The sequence below is a fragment of the Nocardioides sp. genome, assembly GCF_035503875.1.
Classification (GTDB): Bacteria; Actinomycetota; Actinomycetes; order Propionibacteriales; family Nocardioidaceae; genus Nocardioides.
Map to the genome: position 1 here is coordinate 78,775 of NZ_DATJTA010000022.1, position 20,990 is coordinate 99,764.

General features: G+C 74.0%; 18 protein-coding genes, 1 tRNA gene and 1 other RNA gene. 7 read left to right on the forward strand and 13 right to left on the reverse strand.

Annotated features, from left to right (window positions below; genetic code table 11):
• Window positions 1–11: 11 nt before the first annotated feature.
• From VMF51_RS05970 to ffs, 5 genes are all read right to left on the reverse strand, one after another.
• Window positions 12–596, reverse strand: coding sequence for a DUF5063 domain-containing protein (locus VMF51_RS05970; RefSeq protein WP_325473494.1), 585 nt, complete (start codon window positions 594–596; stop codon window positions 12–14).
• On the reverse strand, window positions 589–1,188 hold the full coding sequence (gene recR, locus VMF51_RS05975; RefSeq protein ID WP_325473495.1) for a recombination mediator RecR: 600 nt from the start codon (window positions 1,186–1,188) through the stop codon (window positions 589–591). Before recR ends, VMF51_RS05970 begins: the two co-directional genes overlap by 8 nt.
• Window position 1,189: 1 nt before the next feature.
• The gene (locus VMF51_RS05980; RefSeq protein WP_325473496.1) at window positions 1,190–1,591 is read right to left on the reverse strand and encodes a YbaB/EbfC family nucleoid-associated protein; all 402 of its coding nucleotides are present in this window, start codon (window positions 1,589–1,591) and stop codon (window positions 1,190–1,192) included.
• A gap of 37 nt (window positions 1,592–1,628) precedes the next feature.
• A complete protein-coding gene (locus VMF51_RS05985) occupies window positions 1,629–3,758 on the reverse strand; it encodes a DNA polymerase III subunit gamma and tau (protein ID WP_325473497.1) in 2,130 nt (709 codons plus the stop codon).
• Between the two features lie 68 nt (window positions 3,759–3,826).
• Window positions 3,827–3,917, reverse strand: an RNA gene (gene ffs, locus VMF51_RS05990) — signal recognition particle sRNA small type.
• A gap of 116 nt (window positions 3,918–4,033) precedes the next feature.
• Here ffs and VMF51_RS05995 point away from each other — a divergent pair.
• Both VMF51_RS05995 and VMF51_RS06000 read left to right on the forward strand, forming a co-directional pair.
• Window positions 4,034–4,122 (forward strand) — tRNA-Ser (locus tag VMF51_RS05995).
• 84 nt (window positions 4,123–4,206) lie between these two features.
• Entirely contained in the window at window positions 4,207–5,391 is a 1,185-nt protein-coding gene (locus tag VMF51_RS06000) for a hypothetical protein (protein ID WP_325473498.1), read from the forward strand.
• Here the strand turns inward: VMF51_RS06000 and helR are convergent.
• The 5 genes from helR to VMF51_RS06025 form a co-directional block, all read right to left on the reverse strand.
• A complete protein-coding gene (gene helR / locus VMF51_RS06005; protein WP_325473499.1) occupies window positions 5,378–7,522 on the reverse strand; it encodes an RNA polymerase recycling motor ATPase HelR in 2,145 nt (714 codons plus the stop codon). The two genes, VMF51_RS06000 and helR, sit on opposite strands and share 14 nt — an antisense overlap.
• A gap of 119 nt (window positions 7,523–7,641) precedes the next feature.
• The gene (locus VMF51_RS06010) at window positions 7,642–9,048 is read right to left on the reverse strand and encodes a type VII secretion protein EccB (RefSeq protein WP_325473500.1); all 1,407 of its coding nucleotides are present in this window, start codon (window positions 9,046–9,048) and stop codon (window positions 7,642–7,644) included.
• Between the two features lie 4 nt (window positions 9,049–9,052).
• The gene (eccD, locus tag VMF51_RS06015; protein ID WP_325473501.1) at window positions 9,053–10,381 is read right to left on the reverse strand and encodes a type VII secretion integral membrane protein EccD; all 1,329 of its coding nucleotides are present in this window, start codon (window positions 10,379–10,381) and stop codon (window positions 9,053–9,055) included.
• Window positions 10,382–10,390: 9 nt separating this feature from the next.
• Entirely contained in the window at window positions 10,391–10,693 is a 303-nt protein-coding gene (locus VMF51_RS06020; RefSeq protein ID WP_325473502.1) for a WXG100 family type VII secretion target, read from the reverse strand.
• Between the two features lie 29 nt (window positions 10,694–10,722).
• Window positions 10,723–11,049, reverse strand: a complete 327-nt coding sequence (locus VMF51_RS06025; RefSeq protein WP_325473503.1) for a WXG100 family type VII secretion target — start codon at window positions 11,047–11,049, stop codon at window positions 10,723–10,725.
• A 147-nt stretch (window positions 11,050–11,196) separates the two neighbouring features.
• Between VMF51_RS06025 and eccCa the strand changes: the two genes are divergently transcribed.
• Window positions 11,197–15,132, forward strand: coding sequence for a type VII secretion protein EccCa (eccCa, locus tag VMF51_RS06030; protein ID WP_325473504.1), 3,936 nt, complete (start codon window positions 11,197–11,199; stop codon window positions 15,130–15,132).
• Window positions 15,133–15,148: 16 nt separating this feature from the next.
• Here the strand turns inward: eccCa and VMF51_RS06035 are convergent, their stop codons facing one another.
• The gene (locus VMF51_RS06035) at window positions 15,149–15,598 is read right to left on the reverse strand and encodes a nuclear transport factor 2 family protein (protein WP_325473505.1); all 450 of its coding nucleotides are present in this window, start codon (window positions 15,596–15,598) and stop codon (window positions 15,149–15,151) included.
• Between the two features lie 153 nt (window positions 15,599–15,751).
• On the opposite strand from VMF51_RS06035, the gene VMF51_RS06040 reads away from it, so the two are divergent.
• From VMF51_RS06040 to VMF51_RS06050, 3 genes are all read left to right on the forward strand, one after another.
• The gene (locus VMF51_RS06040; RefSeq protein ID WP_325473506.1) at window positions 15,752–15,937 is read left to right on the forward strand and encodes a hypothetical protein; all 186 of its coding nucleotides are present in this window, start codon (window positions 15,752–15,754) and stop codon (window positions 15,935–15,937) included.
• Between the two features lie 66 nt (window positions 15,938–16,003).
• Window positions 16,004–16,300, forward strand: coding sequence for a type II toxin-antitoxin system VapB family antitoxin (locus tag VMF51_RS06045; protein WP_325473507.1), 297 nt, complete (start codon window positions 16,004–16,006; stop codon window positions 16,298–16,300).
• A 3-nt stretch (window positions 16,301–16,303) separates the two neighbouring features.
• A complete protein-coding gene (locus tag VMF51_RS06050) occupies window positions 16,304–16,840 on the forward strand; it encodes a LytR C-terminal domain-containing protein (protein WP_325473508.1) in 537 nt (178 codons plus the stop codon).
• Between the two features lie 3 nt (window positions 16,841–16,843).
• Here VMF51_RS06050 and VMF51_RS06055 read toward each other — a convergent pair whose 3' ends face one another.
• Complete coding sequence (locus tag VMF51_RS06055) at window positions 16,844–18,349, reverse strand: potassium/proton antiporter (RefSeq protein ID WP_325473509.1); 1,506 nt, start codon at window positions 18,347–18,349, stop codon at window positions 16,844–16,846.
• Window positions 18,350–18,414: 65 nt separating this feature from the next.
• Window positions 18,415–19,440: a TlpA disulfide reductase family protein gene (locus tag VMF51_RS06060; RefSeq protein ID WP_325473510.1), complete on the reverse strand. Its 1,026-nt coding sequence runs from the start codon at window positions 19,438–19,440 to the stop codon at window positions 18,415–18,417.
• A gap of 46 nt (window positions 19,441–19,486) precedes the next feature.
• On the opposite strand from VMF51_RS06060, the gene VMF51_RS06065 reads away from it, so the two are divergent.
• Window positions 19,487–20,944, forward strand: coding sequence for an FAD-binding protein (locus VMF51_RS06065; protein WP_325473511.1), 1,458 nt, complete (start codon window positions 19,487–19,489; stop codon window positions 20,942–20,944).
• Window positions 20,945–20,990 lie beyond the last annotated feature (46 nt).

Genomic DNA, 20,990 nt, shown 5'->3' on the forward strand with positions numbered 1-20,990 from the left:
CGCGCTCGAGTTTACCGGCCCGTGAGGTGCTCGCCCGCCAGCATCTCATCGGCGGCCGCCACCTGCTCGGCGTCGACCTCGTCGTCGGTGTCGAGGCGGGCGTGGGTGACGATCGAGTGCAGCGCCCGCAGGGCGGTGCCGGCGCTGGTGCCCCACGAGGAGACGTAGGAGAACTGCCACCACCACAGCGCCTCGGCGACGTCGCCGTTGCGGAAGTGGCGCAGGCCGTTGGCCACGTCGGTGGCGATGCTGGTCAGCTCGTCGGAGAGGTTGGCGGTGACCAGCTCGGGGTCGTAGGGGTCGAAGACGTAGGTGTAGGTGTCGACCGGGTCGAGGAGGCGGGCCAACCGGAGCCGCATCGCGTCGAGGTCGGGGTCCGGGCCGACGTCGGGCTGGTACTCCTGGGCCGGCTCGAAGTCGGCCTGCGCGCCGAGGCGGGCCCCGGCCAGCAGCAGCTGGCTGACCTCGAGCAGCAGCAGCGAGATCGCGGCCCCGCCTTCCTCGTCGCGCGAGATGGCCTGCAGGGCGACCAGGAAGCTCTCGACCTGGTCGGCGATCTGCTGGGCGAACTCGTGGCTCTCGGTGGTGTCAGTCATCTGCGGATCGTCTCCCTGCGAAGGCTCGTCCCAGGGTGACCTCGTCGGCGTACTCCAGGTCACCACCCACCGGCAGTCCACTCGCCAAACGGGTGACGCGCAACCCGAGGGGCTTGAGCATGCGGGTGAGGTACGTCGCGGTGGCCTCGCCCTCGAGGTTCGGGTCGGTGGCGAGGATGGTCTCGGTGATGGTGCCGTCGGCGAGCCGGGTCATCAGCTCGCGGATGCGCAGCTGCTCGGGCCCGATGCCGTCGATCGGCGAGATGGCGCCGCCCAGCACGTGGTAGCGGCCGCGGTACTCGCGGGTCCGCTCGATGGCGACGACGTCCTTGTACTCCTCGACGACGCACAGCACCGTGGGGTCGCGACGCGGGTCGCGACAGATCCGGCACTGCTCGTCCTCGGACACGTTGAAGCAGACGTTGCAGAACTTCACCTTGGCCTTGACCTCGATGAGTACGTCGGCCAGCCGACGCACGTCGACCGGGTCGGCCTGGAGCAGGTGGAACGCGATCCGCTGCGCGCTCTTGGGACCGACGCCCGGCAGCCGGCCGAGCTCGTCGATCAGGTCCTGGACGACGCCTTCGTACAACTCAGAACCCCAGCTGGCCGAGGCCCGGGAGTCCGCCGCCCGGGCCACCGGGCTGGTCGCCGCCGGGCAGTCCGCCGGCCAGCGGGCCGAGCGCCTCGCCGGCGAGCGCGTCGGCCTGGGCCTTCGCGTCGCGGTAGGCGGCCACGACCATGTCGCCGAGGTCGGAGAGGTCGTCGGCGTCGGAGCCGTCGAACTGGCCGGCCTTGATCTCGACGCCGACCAGCTCGCCCACCCCGCTGACCCGCACGGTCACCGCGCCGCCCGCGACCGTGCCGTCGACCGTGGTCTCGGCGAGTCGCTGCTGCGCCTCCTGCAGCTGGCTCTGCATCTGCTGGGCCTGCTGGAGCAGGGCGTTCATGTCGAAGCCACCGCCGCCGAGGGCGTCGAAGGGGTTCTGGGTCATGGGGTCACCTCGTGGGGCTGGAGTGGTCGGACGAACGTCACTGGTGGGGGATCTCCTCGACGATCCGCGCGCCGAGCTCGCGGGCCAGCAGCTCGGCCCCGCCGAGCTCGCCGTCGTCGGCGTCGAGGTCGTCGCGATGGGCGTGGGCGTCGGCGTCGGCCCCGGTGGTGTCCTCCGGGCGCGGCGTCTCCACGCCCGCCGGACGGGTCTGCTGGACGGCCTCGCGGGCCAGGGCGATGGCGTCGGGACCGGGACGCTCCGGCGCAGGCTCGGGAGCCGCCCAGTCCGGCGGCGCGTCGGGGGCGGGCGGGGCCGCGTCGGCGGGTGGCGCGGCGGCGTGGTCGACCGGGGCCGCGGGCGCGGCGGGCTCCGGCTGACCGGCAGGCGGGTGCGGCGTCGCCGGGGCGCCGCCCGAGCCGGGCTGGGTGCCGGGATCGACGATGGTGTCGATCTTCCAGTCGGCCCCGACGACGTCGATGGCCGCCTGGCGGAAGACCTCGTCGCAGCCGCCGGCGACGAAGGAGTCGCGGGCGCCGGCGTTCGAGAACCCGATCGTCAGCACCCGGCCCTCGATCGAGACCACCTGGCAGTTCTGGGTGAGGATCATCCAGGCGACCCGGCGGCGCAGCTTGGTGGCCTCGACGATGTCGGGCCACAGGCGGCGTACGTCGACCAGGGAGAGCCCGCCGCCCGCGGCCGGGTCAGCGGCGGGAGCTGCTGCCGCCGGGGCCGGTGCCGTCGGCGGGGCGACCGGGGCCGCGACGGGCTCGGGTGTCGGCGCGACCGGGGCCGGCGGCTCGGGCCGCGCCTGCGGTGCCTGCTCGGGCTCGCGCTCGGGCGCCGCGGGCGGGTCGACGGGACGCCGACTCTCGACCGGCGGCGTGGGCGGCGGGGCGGCCTCGCTCGCGCGGTCGGAGGCGACGCTCACGTCGGCAGGCCGGTCCTGGGCGGGCGGCGCGGGCACGGCCTGGGGCGTCGCGGCGGCGGACGGCACCCCGGTGATGGTGAGCCGCTTCTCGAGCCGGTCGATGCGGGCCATCAGGCCGGCGGTCGAGTGGTCGGCGCCCGGCAGCAGCACCCGGGCGCAGATCAGCTCGAGCAGCAGCCGCGGCGCGGTGGCGCCGCGCATCTCGGTCAGCCCGATCGCGACGAGGTCGGCAGCACGGCTCAGCTCGGCCGCGCCGAAGCGCGCCGCCTGGGCGACCAGCCGGTCTCCCTGGTCCTCGGAGACGTCGATGAGCCCGGACGCGGTCGCCTCCGGGACGGCGGCGACGATCACCAGGTCGCGCAGACGGCGCAGCAGGTCCTCGGTGAAGCGGCGCGGGTCCTGGCCGGTCTCGATGACCTTGTCGATCACGCCGAAGACCGCGGCGCCGTCGGCGGCAGCGAACGCGTCGACCACCTCGTCGAGCAGCGTGTCGGGGGTGTAGCCCAGCAGGCCGGTCGCGAGCTCGTGGGTGACGCCAGCGGGGCCGGAGCCGCCGAGCAGCTGGTCGAGCACGGAGAGCGTGTCGCGCGCCGACCCGGCACCGGCCCGAACCACCAGCGGCAGCGCGGCCGGCTCGATGGCGACCTGCTCCTTCGCGCACAGCTCGGAGAGGTACGACGAGAGCAGCCGCGGCGGGATCAGCCGGAACGGGTAGTGGTGGGTGCGCGACCGGATGGTCGGCAGCACCTTCTCCGGCTCGGTCGTGGCGAAGATGAAGCGCAGGTGCGGCGGCGGCTCCTCGACCAGCTTCAGCAGGGCGTTGAAGCCCTGCGTCGTCACCATGTGCGCCTCGTCGATGATGTAGACCTTGTAGCGGCTGCGCACCGGCGAGAAGAACGCCTTCTCGCGCAGGTCGCGGGCGTCGTCCACGCCGCCGTGCGAGGCCGCGTCGATCTCGATGACGTCGATGGACCCCGGACCACCCCGGGCCAGGTCGCGGCAGCTCTCGCACTCCCCGCACGGGTCCGCGACCGGCGCCTTCTCGCAGTTGAGCGCGCGGGCCAGGATCCGCGCCGAGGTGGTCTTGCCGCAGCCACGCGGGCCGGAGAACAGGTAGGCGTGGTTGACCCGGTTGTTGGCCAGGGCGGACCGCAGCGGCTCGGTCACGTGATCCTGGCCGATGACCTCGGCGAACGTCTCCGGCCGGTAGCGGCGGTACAGCGCGAGGGGGGACTCCACGTAGGAACCCTAACGACCGGCTCCGACAGTCGGTAGCGGGCGGCGTACGACGGCGGGACCGGGCATGAAAAGGCCCCCCGTGCACCCGACAGAGCTCACTTACCCTTGCTGCCTTCCGGCCCTGGGGGAGTTGGGCGAGATGCCGCCACACGGGGGGTTGGGCACGAGTGTAGGGGAGCCCTCCGGGGGCGACCAAAGCGAGGGTGGCACCGCCCGGGACGCCCGAGGCGGAGGGGATTTCGCCCCCGTCCACAGCGACCGGTACGCTCCTCGGCGGAGGATTCGCCTAGTGGCCTATGGCGCTCGCTTGGAAAGCGGGTTGGGTTAATAGCCCTCAGGGGTTCGAATCCCCTATCCTCCGCCACCGGAACGGCGCCGACACCTCGTGTCGGCGCCGTTCCGCGTTCGCGGCGCGAACCGATCGGCCCGCGCGTGCATCGGAACGGACATGAGCATCCGAACCGTCACCGTCGCCGCAGCTGTCGGCGGCCTCCTGCTGAGCCTCCCGGCCGCTCCGGCCCAGGCGAGGGACGACCACCGTCGCGGCACCGCTCCCGCGGTCGTCGTGGCCGACCACCTCCCGGTCGGCCGCCGCCCCCGGGTCGCGTACGTCGACGGCACCGCTCTGGTGCGCCCGGACGGCTCGCGCGTCCGCTTCCGGCGGCCGATCGAGCATCCGCTGCGCGTCGCGGGCGGTCACCTCGTCTCGGTCGCCCGGTCCCAGGCACGGAGGCCGGGCCGCGGGGACATCTACTTCGTCTCCGACTCCGGGCGGCGCCGTCTGTTCCTGCGCGGCAGCGACCGGCCGTCCGCCCGACGGTGGTCCACGGAGCAGGCGGTGGCGTCGGAGAACGGCCGACTGGTGGCCTTCACCACCTTCTCCTCCGCGCAGTCGGTGCTGGTCGCCCGTGTCCCGGACGGCCGGGTCGTCCGAACGAGGAGCGCGGCCGACCCGCTGCCGGGGAAGGTGCTCGCCATCCAGGGACGTCGAGCGCTGCTCTGGCAGCCTCCGACGTACTACGACGGCCGGGGGACGGGGCGACTGCTGTGGTGGGCCGTCGACTCCGGCCGGATCACCCGCTCCGCCACCACCCCTCCCGCACGCTTCATGCCCGGGTACGCCGGCATGAACTGGCACCTGGCACTGGCGAACCTGCGGACGCGGCAGGTCGTCGTCCCCGCGGGACGGCGTCAGCTGGTCCGTCCGATCCCGGGGGCCCGGAGGCGCAGCTGGTACACCGACCGCGACGAGGCGGTCCTGACGTGGTCGCCCGACGGCCGCTTCGTGACGACCGCGCCGCCTCCCCAGGAGGTGTACCTGGAGATGTCGGCCACCTCGGACATCCGGGTACGACGGGCGAGCACCGGCAGGGTGGTCGCGCGCTACCGAGGTGACCTCTTCAGCGATGCGCTGGGCTCGCGCGCGCCGACGTGGGAGCCGGGATCCGACTCCTTCCTGACCAGCGCCTGGACCGGCGTCGACAGGGAGGATCCGGACCACGCGTTCCGGACGGGTCATCGCTACGTGCGCTGCACCGTCTCGTCCACCTCGTGCACCCGGATCCTGCCGTCGCTCAGGACCCGGGGCCGGGACGCGCAGGAGTCGCCGTTCGCCGGAGTCAGGCCCCGCTGAGGACGACGAGGCGCTGGGTGGCGCGAGTCATGGCGACGTACCGGTCGACGGCGCCCTCGATGCCCGTCCCGAACGACTCCGGCTCGACGAGGACGACCAGGTCGAACTCCAGCCCCTTGGCGAGCTCGGGGGTCAGTGAGCGGACCCGCGGGGTCGGCTGGAACGACGGGTCACCGATCACGCAGGCGGTGCCCTCGGCGTGCTCGGCGAGCCAGTCGCGGAGCACGCCGGCGAGGTCCGTCGTCGACCCGTGCCGGACGGGTACGCCGGTGCTGCGCACCGAGGTGGGGACGTTGGCGTCCGGCAGGGCTGCCCGGATGACCGGCTCGGCCTCGACCATCACCTCCTCCGGCGTCCGGTAGTTGATGCTCAGCGAGGCCAGCTCGACGCGGTCCAGGCCGATCCGCTCGAGGCGCTCGGTCCAGGTCTCGGCGAAGCCGTGCCGGGCCTGTGCCCGGTCGCCGACGATGGTGAGGCTGCGCGAGGGGCAGCGCGACAGCACCATCTGCCACTCGGCGTCGGTCAGCTCCTGCGCCTCGTCGACGACCACGTGCGCGAACGGACCGGCGAGCAGGTCCGGGTCGCCGGTCTCGTGGACCTCTTCGTCGACGACGACGCTCTGCGCGTCCGAGACGCGCAGCATCGACATCACCTTCATCTCCGAGTCGTCGGTGGCGATCAGGTGGTCGACCACCCGGTCCATCTCCGCGCGCTCGGCGGCGACCCGTGCCTGCTGCCGGCGACGTCGCCGGGACGCCTCCGGGTCGCCGAGCCGCTGGCGGGCCGCGTCCAGGAGCGGCAGGTCGGACACGGTCCACGCGTGGGCGTCGCGCCGCTGAAGGCGTCGTACGTCGTCGGGGGCCAGGCCCGGCGCGCACCGACGCAGGTACGCCGGCACCGTCCACAAGTCGCCGACGAGGTCGGTGTGCTCGAGCAGCGGCCAGGCCCGGGCGAACGCGTCGACCAGCTCCTCGTTGCGCACCAGGGACCGGCGGACCAGCTCCTCCGAGACCTCCTCGTCGGTCTCGTGCTTGTCGAGCAGGATCGTGAGCAGCTCCTCCCAGACCTGGTCGCGCGCCTCGTTGTGGGGCGTCCCCGGCGCCGGCGAGCCGAACGCCTCGGCCCAGTCGTCGGCGCCGAGCCAGACCTCCGACCAGTGCGTCTCCACCACCATCCCCTCGGTCGGCGGCTCCTCGTAGAGCGCGACCGCCGGTTCGATGGCCCGGACCAGCTCCGCCGACGACTTCAGCCGGGCCACCTCCGGGTCGGTCTCGGGCACCGCCGTGGCCCCCTCCGGGACCAGGTCGCGCAGGGTCGCGGTCTGCACGCCCTCCTCCCCCAGGCTCGGCAGCACGTCGCCGACGTAGCTCAGGTACGGCTGGTGCGGCCCCACGAACAGCACGCCACCCCGCCGGTGACCCAGGCGCGGGTCCGCGTAGAGGAGGTACGCTGTGCGGTGCAGCGCGACGACCGTCTTGCCGGTCCCGGGACCACCGTCCACGACCAGCGCGCCGCGCGATCCCGCCCGGATGATCGCGTCCTGGTCGGCCTGGATGGTGCCGAGCACGTCACGCATCCGGTCGGACCGGTCCGCGCCGAGGCTGGCGATGAACGCCGACTGGTCGTCGAGCGCGGCGGCGTGCCCGTCGTACTCGTCGGCGGCGAAGACCTCGTCCCAGTAGTCCGTGATGCGGCCGAGGGTCCAGCGGTAGCGGCGCCGGCTCGCCAGCCCCATCGGGTCGGCGTGCGTCGCCCCGAAGAACGGCTCCGCCGCGGGCGAGCGCCAGTCGAGCAGCAGCCGGCGTCCGGCGCTGTCGGTGAGACCGAGGCGCCCGACGTACACGGGCTCGTCGCCGTCGGCGGGGACCAGGTGCCCGAGGCACAGGTCGAGCCCGAAGCGGCGCAGCGTCCGCAGCCGGGCGCTCAGGCGGTGGATCTCCTGGTCACGCTCCAGCGCCGCCTGGCCGCTGCCGCCCGGCTCGCGGCGCGCCGCGTCGAGGCGCTGCGACAGGTCGGCGATCGACCGCTCCAGGCTCTCGGCGATGGCGGCGAAGCGCTCCTCGTCGGCGGCGATCAGCGCCGGGTCGGCCTTGGCGGACAGGTGCTCGGGCAGGGCGAAGACAGTGGTCACGGCGGGCGATTCTGGGGGTCCACGGGGGTCTTGCCGCAAGCCCCCGGGTGGGCTATAAGTTGAGAGTGGAGAGGCGGGGACGCCTCTCCTTTCGTATGTCCCGACCTCGATCATCCTGGTCAGCGGCACTCCGGCTCCTCCGTCCGGGCCGGTGGGCACAGGGCGGCCGCCCGCGAGAGTGGGACCCCATGCTCGAAGAGGTCGATCCACGTCTCGGGCACCCGGGACGCGCGGACCTCGCCCAGACCCAGCCGGTCCGCCGTGTCCGACCCGACCAGCGGGTGGGCGGCGCCCCGCGCATCGACGAGGTACGACGACCCGTCGTCGAGTCGCGCGAGACTCCCGTGCCCCGGGTCGACCCGGATGCGCTCGGTCGGGGTGACCAGGCCTGCGGCGGACGCCGGCCCGCTCGGGTCGGCGGCCAGCAGGACGGCGGGCGGCTCGTCGGCATCGGCGACGAGGAGGGCGCACGGCTCGCCCGGCTCCTCACCGAGCGGACCCGCCGGCCAGTGCGCGCCGGCGTAGGGCGGCAGCGCGCCCCGGACGCGGGGCGTGGCCGGCAGGATCACCGGCTCGAGGCTCAGTGGTACGGCGAGCGGTGGCCGGTCGGCGTACTCGTAGACGGCGCGCGCAAACGGGTCGAGCGCAGCGGGGCCGGAGGCCGTGAGCACCTGGAGGTGCTCCCCGTCCGTGGTGACGACCTGACCGATCCGCGAACCGACGGGAAGTCCGCCCGGCCCCTGACCCGGAGCCGGGTCGCCGTAACCGTCGAGGCCCAGGGAGGCGAAGCCGAGGTCGCCGCCGGACGGGAACAGCCGGAGCCACCGCTCCGGGACCACCCGCGCCGCCGCGGTGATCGGCAGGCCGAGCGCGGCGAGGAGCGGATCCGCCTCGACGTCGGGCGGCAGGGCGTAGCGGTAGGCGACCTGGGGGCGGCCGGGCTCCGCGCGGCCGGGCGCCACGACGAAGACCCGACCCTCGCTGACCACCGTGAACCCGCGATCGGCGACCGGACGGACGCCGGGCGCGGAGGCAAGCGCGACCGCGAGCCCAGCATCCACGGACGCACACGCCGACCAGCCACTGCGGACGAGACGGTCGGGGTCGGGGACCAGTGGCGCGCCGGGAACGCCGAGCTCCGGACCCGGCTCCCGGGCGGCGATGGTGCGCCCGGACACCGGCCGGGGCTCCGCGTCGGGGCCGAGGAGCAACCGCGCGGAGGTCACGTCGGGCACCGGGTGGAGCACCGGGTCCTCCCGCTGCTCGAGGATGACGAAGAGCTCGCCGGTGTCCTCGGAGACCACCAGGCCCGGCTGGTCCCAGCCCGCCGGGTCTCCCCCGGACAGCAGCCGCGCGACCAGCGCTCCGGCGACCAGGAGCACCGCGAGCGCGACCCCGCCCACGACGGGGCGGACGGGCCGGGTCCGCTCGATCTCCGGGCCGCCGGGCGCACCCGAGACGAACGCCGTCACGAGCCGCCGGCGCTCGAAGGCCTGGGCTTCGGCCAGGTCGCGCGAGGTCGGCACCGGCTCAGCGTCCGAGCGAGGAGGGCAGGCCCGAGGCCAGCACGAGCAGGGGAAGCAGCGCCACGAGCCCCACCGTCTCCGCGAGGTCGCCGAGCCGGCGGCGGCGCACCCGCCACCGGACACTCAGCAGGGTCGCGGCGAACAGCACCGCACCGGCGACCACCAGGATCCCTGCCGTCGTGGGTCGCCAGGCGGGCCACCGGACGAGGACGGAGACCGCCACCACGGCGAGGCCGGCCAGGCCGGAGCCCAGGCCGACCCGCACCTCCGCACCCGTGCGGTGCTGCCGCGTCCGGAGCAGCACCAGGCCGCACGAGACCAGCGCCAGGGCGGTGCCGGCGACACCGAGGCGGACCGCGGACGGCAGGACCAGGACCATCAGCAGACCGAGCGCCGCGGAGGTCGCGACCAGCAGCTCGGAGGCCGCCCGCGCGTCCGCTCGGACCCGCTGCACGTCGACCTCGGCCGCATGCCGGGGTTCACCCTCGACGCCCACGCCCGTCGCGCCGAGGGCGAGCCACGGGAGCACGGTGCCGGCGAGCACCACCACGACCAGGGTGGTGCTCAGCACCACCGCCTCCTCGACGCCCGTGACCTCGACCAGGAGCCCCGTCCCGAGCGCGACCACCCCGACCGTCACGGGCGGCACCATCAGGGCGCGTCCGGACTCCAGCCCCGCGATCGCCAGCAGGCCGACCGTCACCGCGCCGGCCCCGGCGCCGGCGAGCGGCGGCCCGACGAAGGCACCCGGCACGAGCAGCACGCCGGCGACCGCGGCGTACGCCGTGCTCGTCCAGGCCAGCGCCACCGCCGCCTCCCGCTCGTGACGGATCCGGGAGAGCAGCACGGCCGCTGCGAGCAGGCCCCCGGCCAGACAGACGGCGCCCGCGGCCAGGACGTCGCCCAGCGTCAGCAGGGCGATCGCCCCCAGCACCATCGACAACGTCGCCGCCCCGAGGCCGGCCCTCCGCCCTGCCTCCGGTGGCCACGGCCGCAGGTCGGTCCCGACGGCCTCGGCCAGCGCCTCGGCGACGTCGTCGTGGACGCGGGACGGCGCCTCGTCGGCCGTCGCGCAGACCGCGAGGAAGGCGCCGTCCTCGACGCCCTGACGCTCCAAGGCGTCGGCAGGGGACAGGACCCGGCCCGCGGCGGTGACCAGGCGGAACCCGCCGTGGGCGCGGCCGGCGTCGAGCAGCCCCACGCTGCGGGCGAGCTCGGGCAGCAGCTCGGCGACCGGCACCGACCCGGGCAGCAGCAGGTCGACCCGGCGGGATCCAGAAGTCACCGTGACCCGCAGCAGGACGACCGGCCGAGCGGCGGGTGCCTGCGTCATCACTGCTCCTCAGGCCCGGATCCGGAACGCCTCCGCACCCCGCCGGTCGGCGGCGGCGTAGTCGGCGTTCGACTGCGCGACGGTGCGGCCGGTCTCGTCGAGGAGGTCCTTCAGCTCCTGGATCGCCCCGTCCCAGCGTGCCTTCGCCGAGTCGTACGCCGCGCGGGCGTGGCCGGCCCACTCGTGACGGAGTGGACCGAGCTCGCTCTCGAGCCGGTCCAGCCGGTGGTCGATGTCCATGACCTTCGTGCGCAGGTCCTGGGCGGCCTGGTCGAGGCCGGCGTGGTTGACGCGGATGCCGTCGAGGTCCATCTGATCCTCCTGGGTGTGGGTGCCGGCGCTCAGACGCCGTCGAGGCGGCCGGCCGTGCGGACGTAGTGGGCGGACTGGGTCTCGTCGGTCGCGACGTTGTCGTGCTCGGTCGAGACCAGGGACGCCTCGAACTCGTCGAGGGCGGACACGATCACGCGCTGCTTCTCCGTCCAGGCCTGGTGCAGGGCGAAGAACGCCGTGCCGCCCTGCCCGACCCAGCGACCCCGGAGGGCGCCGATCTGGTCGTCCAGCTGACGGGCGTAGCCGTCGAGGTCGCGCTTGGCATCGGCCACCAGCGTGGCGGCCCGGGACAGGGATCGCTCGCCCTGACCGAACTCCGGGGTTGCGTCGGACATGTCGTCTGCTCCTTCCCCCGTGGCGGCGGGGATCGCCGCGCTCCGAGATATCGGCATCCTCACGCGGCCCGGGGACAACCGGAAACGTCTCTCCACAGGCCGTCGCAGCGCCCGTTTCGCCCGGCCCGCGCGAGGAAGCGTGTCGTCATGGAGACCACGCTGACGCGCGCCGCGGCCGGCCGCCCCGAGCCGCCGTCGGGTCGGTTGGTGCTGCGTGCGCCTCCCGATCTGGAGCCGCACGAGGGTGCGTCCGGGGTGCTGATGAACGCGATCCCCATGCTCGGCGGGCTCGGCTCGGTCCTGCTGATCACGACGATGGGCGGCGCCGCGGGTGGCCGCGGCTACCTCGCGGCCGGCCTCTTCCTGTTCGCGACGCTCGGCTTCGTCGTCGTGCAGATCGACCGCCAGCGCAGGCAGCGCACCCGCACGGTGACCGCGGCCCGCCTGGAGTACCTCCAGCACCTGGCGAGGGTCCGGCAGCGGGCACGGGAGGCCGCCGACCAGCAGCGTCGCGCGCAGCTCTGGCAGCATCCCGAGCCCACCTCGCTGCCCGCGCTCGCGCGGGACCGGTCGCGCCTGTGGCGACTGCGGCCCGGCGACGAGCACTTCCTCCGGATCCGCTTCGGGCTGTCGCATCAGCCGCTCGCGCTGGAGCTGGTGCCGCCCGAGGATGCCTCCCGGGCACCGGACCCCGCCGCCGCGGCGGCCCTGCACCGTCTGCTCGCCGTCCACCGCGTCCAGCGGGACCTGCCCGCGCTGGTCGACCTGCGCGCCTTTGCCGCCGTGGAGGTGCACGGTCCGGAGCGGACCGCCCGTTCCCTCGCCCGAGGCCTGCTGTGCTCGGCGAGCGCGCTCCATTCCCCCGACCATCTCGTCGTCGCCGTGCTCGCCTCCGCGGAGCGCATCGAGCACTGGGAGTGGGTGAAGTGGCTCCCGCACGCGGCCAGCCCGCGGGCGTACGACGCGGTCGGCCCGCGTCGGATGGTCTCGACATCGCTGGCCGAGCTCGCGGCCCTGCTGCCCTGCCTGGAGGACCGGCCCCGCTTCGGAGTCTCGGAGCGGTCACCGGGGCCGCACGTCCTGCTCGTCACCGACGGCCTGCCGCTGCCGGCCGGCAACCCCGTCGTACCCCTCGGCGGCCTGGCGGGGGTCACGGTCCTCGACCTCGCCGCCCGCGCCGGCGCGGGCGAGCAGCCGACGGACCCGAGCCGGGTGCGGCTGCTGCTCGAGGACGGCGAGCACCCTCTGGTCGTGGCGACCGGTCCGCACGGGGAGCCGCTCCGGGGGCGAGCCGACCAGTGCGACCTCGCGACGGCGGAGGCGTTCGCGCGCCGCCTGGCGCCGCTGGCATCGACGAGCTCCTCCGCAGCAGGACCCGCGGGGACGACGAACGGCCCCGTGGACCTGCTCGACCTGCTCGACGACCCGGCTGCCGGGTGGCGGCCGCGACCCGCCCGCGACCGGCTCCGGGTGCCCGTCGGCCTCGGCGAGGACGGGTCGGTGGTCCACCTCGACCTGAAGGAGTCGGCCCAGCAGGGCATGGGTCCGCACGGCCTGGTGATCGGCGCGACCGGGTCGGGCAAGTCCGAGTTCCTCCGGACCCTGGTGCTGGGCCTGGCCCTGACCCACTCCCCCGAGCAGCTCAACCTGGTCCTGGTCGACTTCAAGGGCGGTGCGACCTTCGCCGGCATGGCGGGACTGCCGCACGTCTCCGCCGTGATCACCAACCTGGCCGACGAGCTCACCCTGGTCGACCGGATGCAGGACGCGCTCTCCGGAGAGATGGTGCGCCGGCAGGAGCTCCTCCGGGCGGCCGGCAACCTCGCGTCGGTGCGCGACCACGCGCGCGCCCGGTCCGACGGCGCGGACCTCGCCCCGCTCCCGTCGCTGCTCGTCGTGGTCGACGAGTTCTCGGAGCTGCTGTCGGCGAAGCCCGAGCTGGTCGACCTCTTCGTCGCGATCGGCCGGCTGGGGCGCTCGCTCGGGCTGCACCTCCTGCTGTCCTCGCAGCGACTGGAGGAGGGCCGGCTGCGCGGCCTCGAGTCCCACCTGTCCTACCGGATCGGGCTGCGCACCTTCAGCGCCCAGGAGTCGCGCGCCGTGCTCGGCGTCCCGGACGCCTACGAGCTGCCGTCCGTCCCGGGAGTCGGCTACCTGAAGCCGGACCCGACCTCGTTGGTCCGCTTCCGGTCCGCCTACGTCTCGGGACCGGTCTCCGGCGGCCGTCGTACCGGACCCGGCGACGTCGTACCCGCTCCCGGCATCCTGCCGTTCACGATCGCCGAGGTGCCCGGGCCACCCGCTCCCGAACCGGTCGTGCCCACACCCGTCGAGCACGCCTCGCTCCTCGACGTCGCGGTGGCGGCAATGGCGGGCCGAGGTCCCGCCGCCCACCGGGTCTGGCTGCCGCCGCTCGACGCCCCCGAACCGCTCGACCGGCTGCTGGGCGACCTCGCCCCGGACCCCGTCCTCGGGCTGGTGTCGCACCGCTGGCGCCGCCGACCCGGACTCCGGGTACCGCTCGGGGTCGTCGACCGGCCACGCGAGCAGCGCCGCGACGTCCTCGACGTCGACCTCGGCGGGGCGGCCGGTCACGTCGCGGTCGTCGGAGGCCCGCGCAGCGGGAAGAGCACCCTGCTGCGCACGCTCGTCACGAGTACGGCGCTGACCCGGACGCCGCTGGAGGTGCAGTTCTTCGTCCTCGACTTCGGCGGCGGCGCCTTCGCGCCGCTGTCCGGACTCCCGCACGTCGCCGGCGTCGGCACCCGCGCCGAGCCGGACGTCGTACGCCGCGTCCTGGCCGAGGTGCTCGGCATCCTCGACCGTCGTGAGTCGTACTTCCGCGAGCACGGGATCGACTCCATCGAGACCTACCGGACCTCGCGCGGCCGGGACCAGGACTGGGACGACGGCTGGGGCGACGTGTTCCTCGTCGTCGACGGCTGGAGCACCCTGCGGGCCGACCTCGAGGACCTCGAGGCGCAGATCCAGCAGCTGGCCACGCGCGGCCTGACCTTCGGGGTGCACGTGGTCGCCGGTGCGTCCCGCTGGTCGGACTTCCGGGCCACCGTGCGCGACGTCTTCGGGACCCGGATCGAGCTGCGCCTGGGCGAGGCGCTCGACTCGGAGGTGGATCGCCGGGCGGCGGCCCTGGTCCCCGCCGACCGGCCCGGGCGCGGCCTCGTGGCCGGGCCCCTCCACGTCCTCGCGGCGCTGCCGCGCATCGACGGCGTCGGCGAGGCCGGATCGCTCCGCGCCGGCGTCGACGACCTCGTGGCGCGGGTGCGGGACGCCTGGCCGGGACCGCCCGGGCCGAAGCTGCGGCTCCTGCCGGACCGGATCGGCCTGGACCGGGTGCGGGAGCTGGCGGGCACGGCGGAGGCGACCGGTCGGCTGCTGCTCGGTCTCGACGAGCGGGACCTGGCTCCGGTGGGGCTCGACCCCGACACCTCGCCGCACCTGCTGGTCCTCGGCGAGGGGACGTCGGGGAAGAGCTCCGTGCTGCGCGCCTACGTGCGGGAGGTGATGCGCACCCGCACGCCCCAGGAGGCCCAGCTCGTCCTGGTCGACTACCGGCGCTCGCTGCTGGGCGAGGTGCCGGACGCGTACCTGCTCGACCACCTGTCCTCGGCCGCCCAGGCCGGCCCGGCGCTGCAGGACCTCGCGGCGTACCTCCAGGGCCGGCTGCCCGGACCCGGCGTGACGACCGAGCAGTTGCGGCGCCGCTCGTGGTGGTCCGGGGCGGAGGTGTACGTCGTCGTCGACGACCACGACCTCGTCGCCACCTCGCACACCTCACCGCTGCACGTGCTGCAGCCGCTGCTCGCGCAGGCCCGCGACGTCGGTCTGCACCTCGTGCTCGCCCGGCGGACCGGCGGCGCGGCGCGCGCGCTCCACGAGCCGGCCGTCCAGACGCTGCGCGACCTCGCCTCGCCCGGCCTGCTGCTCTCCGGCTCGCCCGACGAGGGTCCGTTGCTCGGCGGCCTGCGCCCGGTCCCGGCGCCACCGGGCCGCGGCCGGCTGGTCACCCGCGAACGCGGCGTGGAGGTCGTGCAGACCGCCTGGACCGAGCCCGCGCCGTGACCCGCCGGGCCGCGTCTCAGACGTGCGTGTGCACGCCGGGCCCGCTGATCTTCACGCCCGGGAGGTCACTGAGGTCGTACGTCATCTCGTAGGTGCGCTGGTAGCCGGTGTGCGCGATCCGCCAACCGTCACCGGTGCGGACGTACCGGTCCTCGTAGAACGCCGCGCCCTCGAGCATGAACTTGAACGCCTCGACGATGACCTTGTCCTGGAGGTACCAGCGGCCCGTGGCGACGTCACCGTCGACGGCGATCTCCGGGTGGTGCGCCTGGTGCAGGGTCAGCATGCCCTCGCCGAGGTTCTCGCGCATGTAGGTCACCAGCGCCGCCCGGTCCTCGAAGACCAGGCCGTTGTAGTCGCCCGTCGCGTCGGGCTGGAAGCAGGACTCGAAGTCGTCCCACTGCTTGGTGTCGAGCGCCCGGAGGTAGCGGTACTTCAGCTGGCAGATCGCGGTGATGTCGTCCACGGAGCGAACTAGAACACGTTCTGGTCGATGTGTCCACGATCACGTTTCCCGGAACACGCCCGTAACCGGCCATCAACACCCCGCTCACCTTCCACCGGCACGCTGAGGGCACCCCTGGGAACGATCCACACCCAACCGCACCTGGAGGCCGAGATGGAGAACCCCACCGCGACCGACGCCGGCGTCGACGTCGAGCTCGCCCGCGTCAGCGCCCACCGCAACGACCTGCGCACCCGGCACTCGCAGGCCCTGGCCAAGCTGATGGACGAGCGCGACGACCTGTACGGCGTCAACGCGCTCGCCGACCTGGTCTCCGACTCGTTGCGCTGGTCGGCCTGAGCCTGGCACCGGACCGGTCCCGCAGCCGGAGGGCCGGGCTGCACGGCCCTCGTTAGACTCGGGCGCGTGATCTTCAAGCGCATCGGTGACGGGCGCCCGTATCCCGACCACGGGCTGTCGTCCCGGGCCTGGGCCGCGGTGCCGCCACGACAGGTGCGGCTCGACGAGCTGGTCACCACCAAGGACACCCTCCAGCTGGCCGCCCTGCTCGACGAGGACTCCACCTTCTACGGCGACCTGTTCGCCCACGTCGTCGAGTGGCGCGGGGAGTACTACCTCGAGGACGGCCTGCACCGTGCGCTGCGCGCCGCCCTCCAGCAGCGCAACGTCCTGCACGCGCGCGTCCACCCGGTCGGAGCCTGACGCATGCCGCCCCTCTCCCCCACCGCCCGTACCGCGACGACCCTCGGGGTCCTCGCGGCGCTGCTCGTCGCCGGCCTGGCCTGGGGCTGGTCGGCCACGACCGCACCGCTGCCCGGGACCGTCGAGCTCGACTCCTCCTGCACCGACCTCGAGCTGGCGGAGGGCGACGTGCTCTACCCGGACCAGGTCCTCGTCAGCGTCCTGAACGCGGGCAACCGCGAGGGGCTCGCGAGCAACACCATGAAGCAGCTGGTCGAGCAGGGCTTCGTCGCCGGCGACCGCGGCAACGCGCCGCGACGCTCGGGCGTCGAGAAGGCCGAGATCTGGACCGACGACCCGGAGAGCCCTGCCGTCCGGCTCGTGCGGTCCTGGCTCGGCCGGGGCGTCACCGTGAAGGACGCGCCCGCGGCGACCACCGCCACGGGCGTCGTCGTGGTGGTCGGCGACCGGTTCAAGTCCCTGGCGGAGGGCCGGTCCAAGCTCGCGGTCAAGACCGACGCCACCATCTGCAGCCCGCCGCCGCCCGAGCTCGCGGGGTAGTACCTACGGCTTGCCCTCGTCGGGGAGCCACTGGGCGAGCCGGCCGCCGAGACTGACCTGGCGCAGCCGCTCCTCGGTCTGCCACCGCAGCTTGCGGGGCGTGACGACGAGCAGGTCGTCGCCGCGCCGCAGGACGGTACGCCGCTCCGGCACCAGCGTCTGGTCGTCGCGGACGATCATCGACACCGAGGCACCGGCCGGGAGCCGCAGCTCGCCCACCTCGACGCCGTGCAGCTGCGACGCCGGACTGATCGTCACCTGGAGCAGGTCCGCGGCCACCCGTTCCAGCGGCGCGGCCTCCAGCTCCAGCTCCCGCGGCTCGGAGCGACGGGCGACCCGGAGCACCCGCGCCACGAGCGGCAGGGTCGGGCCGGTCACCAGGGTGTAGACCACGACCATCACGAAGACGATGTCGAAGAGACGCTCGGCGCCGTCCACGCCGTCGGCGAGCGGGATGATCGTGAAGACGATCGGCACCGCGCCGCGCAGGCCGGCCCAGGAGATGAAGCCCAGCTCGCGCCAGGGCATCGGCTGGGCGATCGCGCTCACGAACACCGAGATCGGCCGGGCCACGAACGTGAGGATCAGCCCCGCCACGAGCGCGATCCCGACGATCTCCCAGGTCAGCCGGGACGGGCTGAGCAGCAGGCCGAGCATCACGAACAGCCCGATCTGCGCGATCCACGCGACGCCCTCCGAGAACGAGCGGGTCGCGGCCCGGTGCGGCAGGTCGGAGTTGCCGAGGACCAGCGCGGCGACGTACACGGCGGCGAACCCGGAGGCGTGCACGGCGGCGCCGGCGCCGTACGCGAGGACGGTCAGGCAGAGCACGGCGATCGGGTAGAGGCCGGATGACGGCAGCGCGGCGTGCCGCATCAGCCAGGCGCCGCCCGCGCCGACGGCCAGACCGATCAGCACGCCGACCACGAGCTCGAAGAGGATGAGCGCCAGCATCAGCAGCGGCCCGTCCTCGACGGCGGCGCCCGAGGAGACCAGCACGACCAGCACCACGACCGGCGCGTCGTTGAGGCCGGACTCGGCTTCCAGTACGCCGGTCAGCCGACGCGGGAGCGGGACCGCGCGCAGCACCGAGAACACCGCGGCGGCGTCCGTCGCCGAGGTGGCGGCGCCGAGCAGGATCGCGAGCTGCCAGCTCATGCCGAGCAGGTAGTGCGCGCCCAGCGCGACGATGCCCACCGAGATGGCGATCCCGACGGTCGCGAGCACCACCCCGAGCCGCATCGACGGCCGGATCTCGCGCCAGTTCGTGGTGATGCCGCCTTCGGCCAGGATGAGCACCAGCGCGCCGAAGCCCAGCGCGTGCGCGAGCTCGGCGTCCTCGAAGTGGATGCCGAGCCCGGACTCGCCGAGCAGCACGCCCATGAGCAGGTAGACCAGGAGGCTCGGGAGGCCGGCGCGCGTCGACGCGCGCACGGCGAGGATGGCCAGGAGGGTGACGGCCGAACCGACCAGGAGGAACACGTCCAGCTGGTGGGCGTCGAACGTCATCTCACCTCGGGGGTCGGCGGCACGTGAGGGTTGAGTCTATCGGTGCCGAGGCCCCCGACCGCCCCTCAGGTCGTCGGGGTGTAGCCGGGCCTCCCGGACGCGTCCCAGGTCTCCCAGAACGAGGTGAACTCCTCCCCGAGGAAGGGGTCACCGCCGGTCATCTTGATCCCGCCCCGTCGCACGGTCCAGTCCCAGGGCGCGAGCTCCTGGGCGGTCGCCAGATGTGCCTTCGCGGCGTCGACACGCCCCCGTCGCTGGAGGTACGCCGCCACCCGCCGCTCGGCGAGGGCCAGCTGCTCGTCGTCGGTGCGCTCGGGCAGGTCACCCGCTGCACTGGCCGGCAGGGCGCCGTCGCGCGCCCAGGCCCGCAGCAGCTCGTGGTGCTGGTCCGAGCGGATCTGGGTGTAGTCCACGAACTGGTCGTCGCCGGGCGCGATCGTCGGCGGCTTCACGATCCGGTCCTGCTCGTCCACCCAGACGACCGACGGGACGTTGGTGATGCCGTACCGCTCCGCGGTCACATGGGCCGTGTCCACCGCGACGGGGTACGACGGGGACGCCGCCTCGATCCACGGGCGGCTGTCCTCGGGATCGGCGTCGAGCGCGACGGAGAAGATCCGCAGGCCGGTGTCGGCCAGCTCGTCCTGCAGCTGCTGCCAGGCGACGAGCTCGTGGCGGCAGCCGCACCAGCTCGCCCACGTCACCAGCACCCGCTTGTGGCCGGACTGGTCGTCGAACGAGACCGGGTTCCCGTCGACGTCGCGCAGCGCGAGGCTCGGCGCCCGGCCGTCGCCGAGCTGCTGGTGCCGCGCGGCCGCCGACGGCGCGAGCGCGGCGACGCCCTCGTCCGGGTCGTGCGCGAGGAGCAGCCCGAGCGCCTCCGCCCAGGCGCGCAGGTCGATGCGGGAGTCGTCGCCGGGACCGGTCACGACCCGGCCGAGGAGCGGGACGCAGACGTCGCCGCGGCACAGGCCGACCGGCTTGTGGACCCAGCCCGTGGCGGCGGCCAGGTCGGCCGCGTCGACGTACCGCCCCTCGGCGCGGAGGTCGTGCTCGGTGCCGTCGACGTCGATGAGTGCGAGGCTCGCCATCCCGGGAGGATCGCACGAAACTGAAACTTGTTCTACCTTTGGCCGCATGAGCAAGGGCACCGCGCTTCCCGACGTCCTCCCCGCCTCGGCCCTGGCCGACGACTCGCCGTCGTACGACGTGGTCGTGGTGGGCTTCGGCATCGCCGGCGGCTGCGCCGCCCTGGAGGCCGCCCGGGCCGGCGCCCGGGTGCTGCTCCTGGAGCGCGCCGCGGTCCACGGCGGCACGTCGAGCATGTCCGGCGGGCACTTCTACCTCGGCGGCGGGACGGTCGTGCAGCGCGCGACCGGCCAGGAGGACTCGGTCGAGGAGATGTACAAGTACCTCGTCGCGGTCTCCAAGGAGCCCGAGCACGACAAGATCCGCGCGTACTGCGAGGGGTCCGTCGAGCACTGCGACTGGCTGGAGGCGCTCGGCTTCGAGTTCGAGCGGTCGTACTACCCCGAGAAGGCGGTGATCCAACCCGGCACCGAGGGGCTGATGTACACCGGCAACGAGAAGGTCTGGCCGTTCAAGGACGCCGCCCGGCCCGCGCCGCGCGGTCACAAGGTGCCGGTGCCGGGTGACACCGAGGGCACCAGGATGGTGATGGACCTGCTCCGCGACCGGATCGAGGAAGCGGGTGTCGAGGTCCGCTACGAGACCGGCGCCAGCAACCTCGTCGTCGACGAGGGCGCCGTGGTCGGCGTCGCGTGGCGGTCCTTCGAGGAGCACGGCGTCGTCCGAACCCCGTCGGTGATCATCGCCGCCGGCGGCTTCGTGATGAACCCCGACATGGTCGCCGAGCACACCCCGCGGCTGGCCGAGAAGCCCTTCACGCTGGGCTCGACGTACGACGACGGCCTGGGCATCCGGCTCGGTGCGTCGGTCGGCGCGCAGCTCAAGCACATGGACGAGCCGTTCATCACCGCCCCGATCTACCCGCCGTCCGCGCTGATCACCGGGATCCTGGTGAACGCCGAGGGCGAACGGTTCGTGGCCGAGGACAGCTACCACTCGCGCACGTCGCAGTTCGTCATGGAGCAGACCGACTCGACGGCGTACCTCATCGTCGACAGCGAGCACGTCGAGTACCCCAAGTTCCCGCTGGTGCCGCTGATCGACGGCTACGAGACGATCGAGGAGCTCGAGGACGCGCTGTCGCTGCCCGCGGGCTCGGTCGCCAAGACGATGGAGCGCTACAACGAGTACGCCGCCCGCGGCGAGGACCCCGACTTCCACAAGGGCGCGGAGTGGCTCTCCCCGCAGACCACCGGCCCGTGGGCGGTCTTCGACCTGCGGCTGGGTCAGGCGATCTACGCCGGCTTCACCCTCGGCGGCATGCGCGTCACCGTCGACGGCGAGGTCCAGCGCCCCGACGGCTCCGTCGTACCCGGCCTGTACGCCGCGGGCGCCTGCGCCTCGAACCTCGCCCAGGACGGCAAGGGCTACTGCTCCGGCACCCAGCTCGGCGAGGGGTCGTTCTTCGGACGAAGGGCCGGACGGCACGCCGCGAACCGGCACTGAGCGCCGACTCGGCGCGCAACTTCTGCCGACTCGGCGGGGAAGTTCT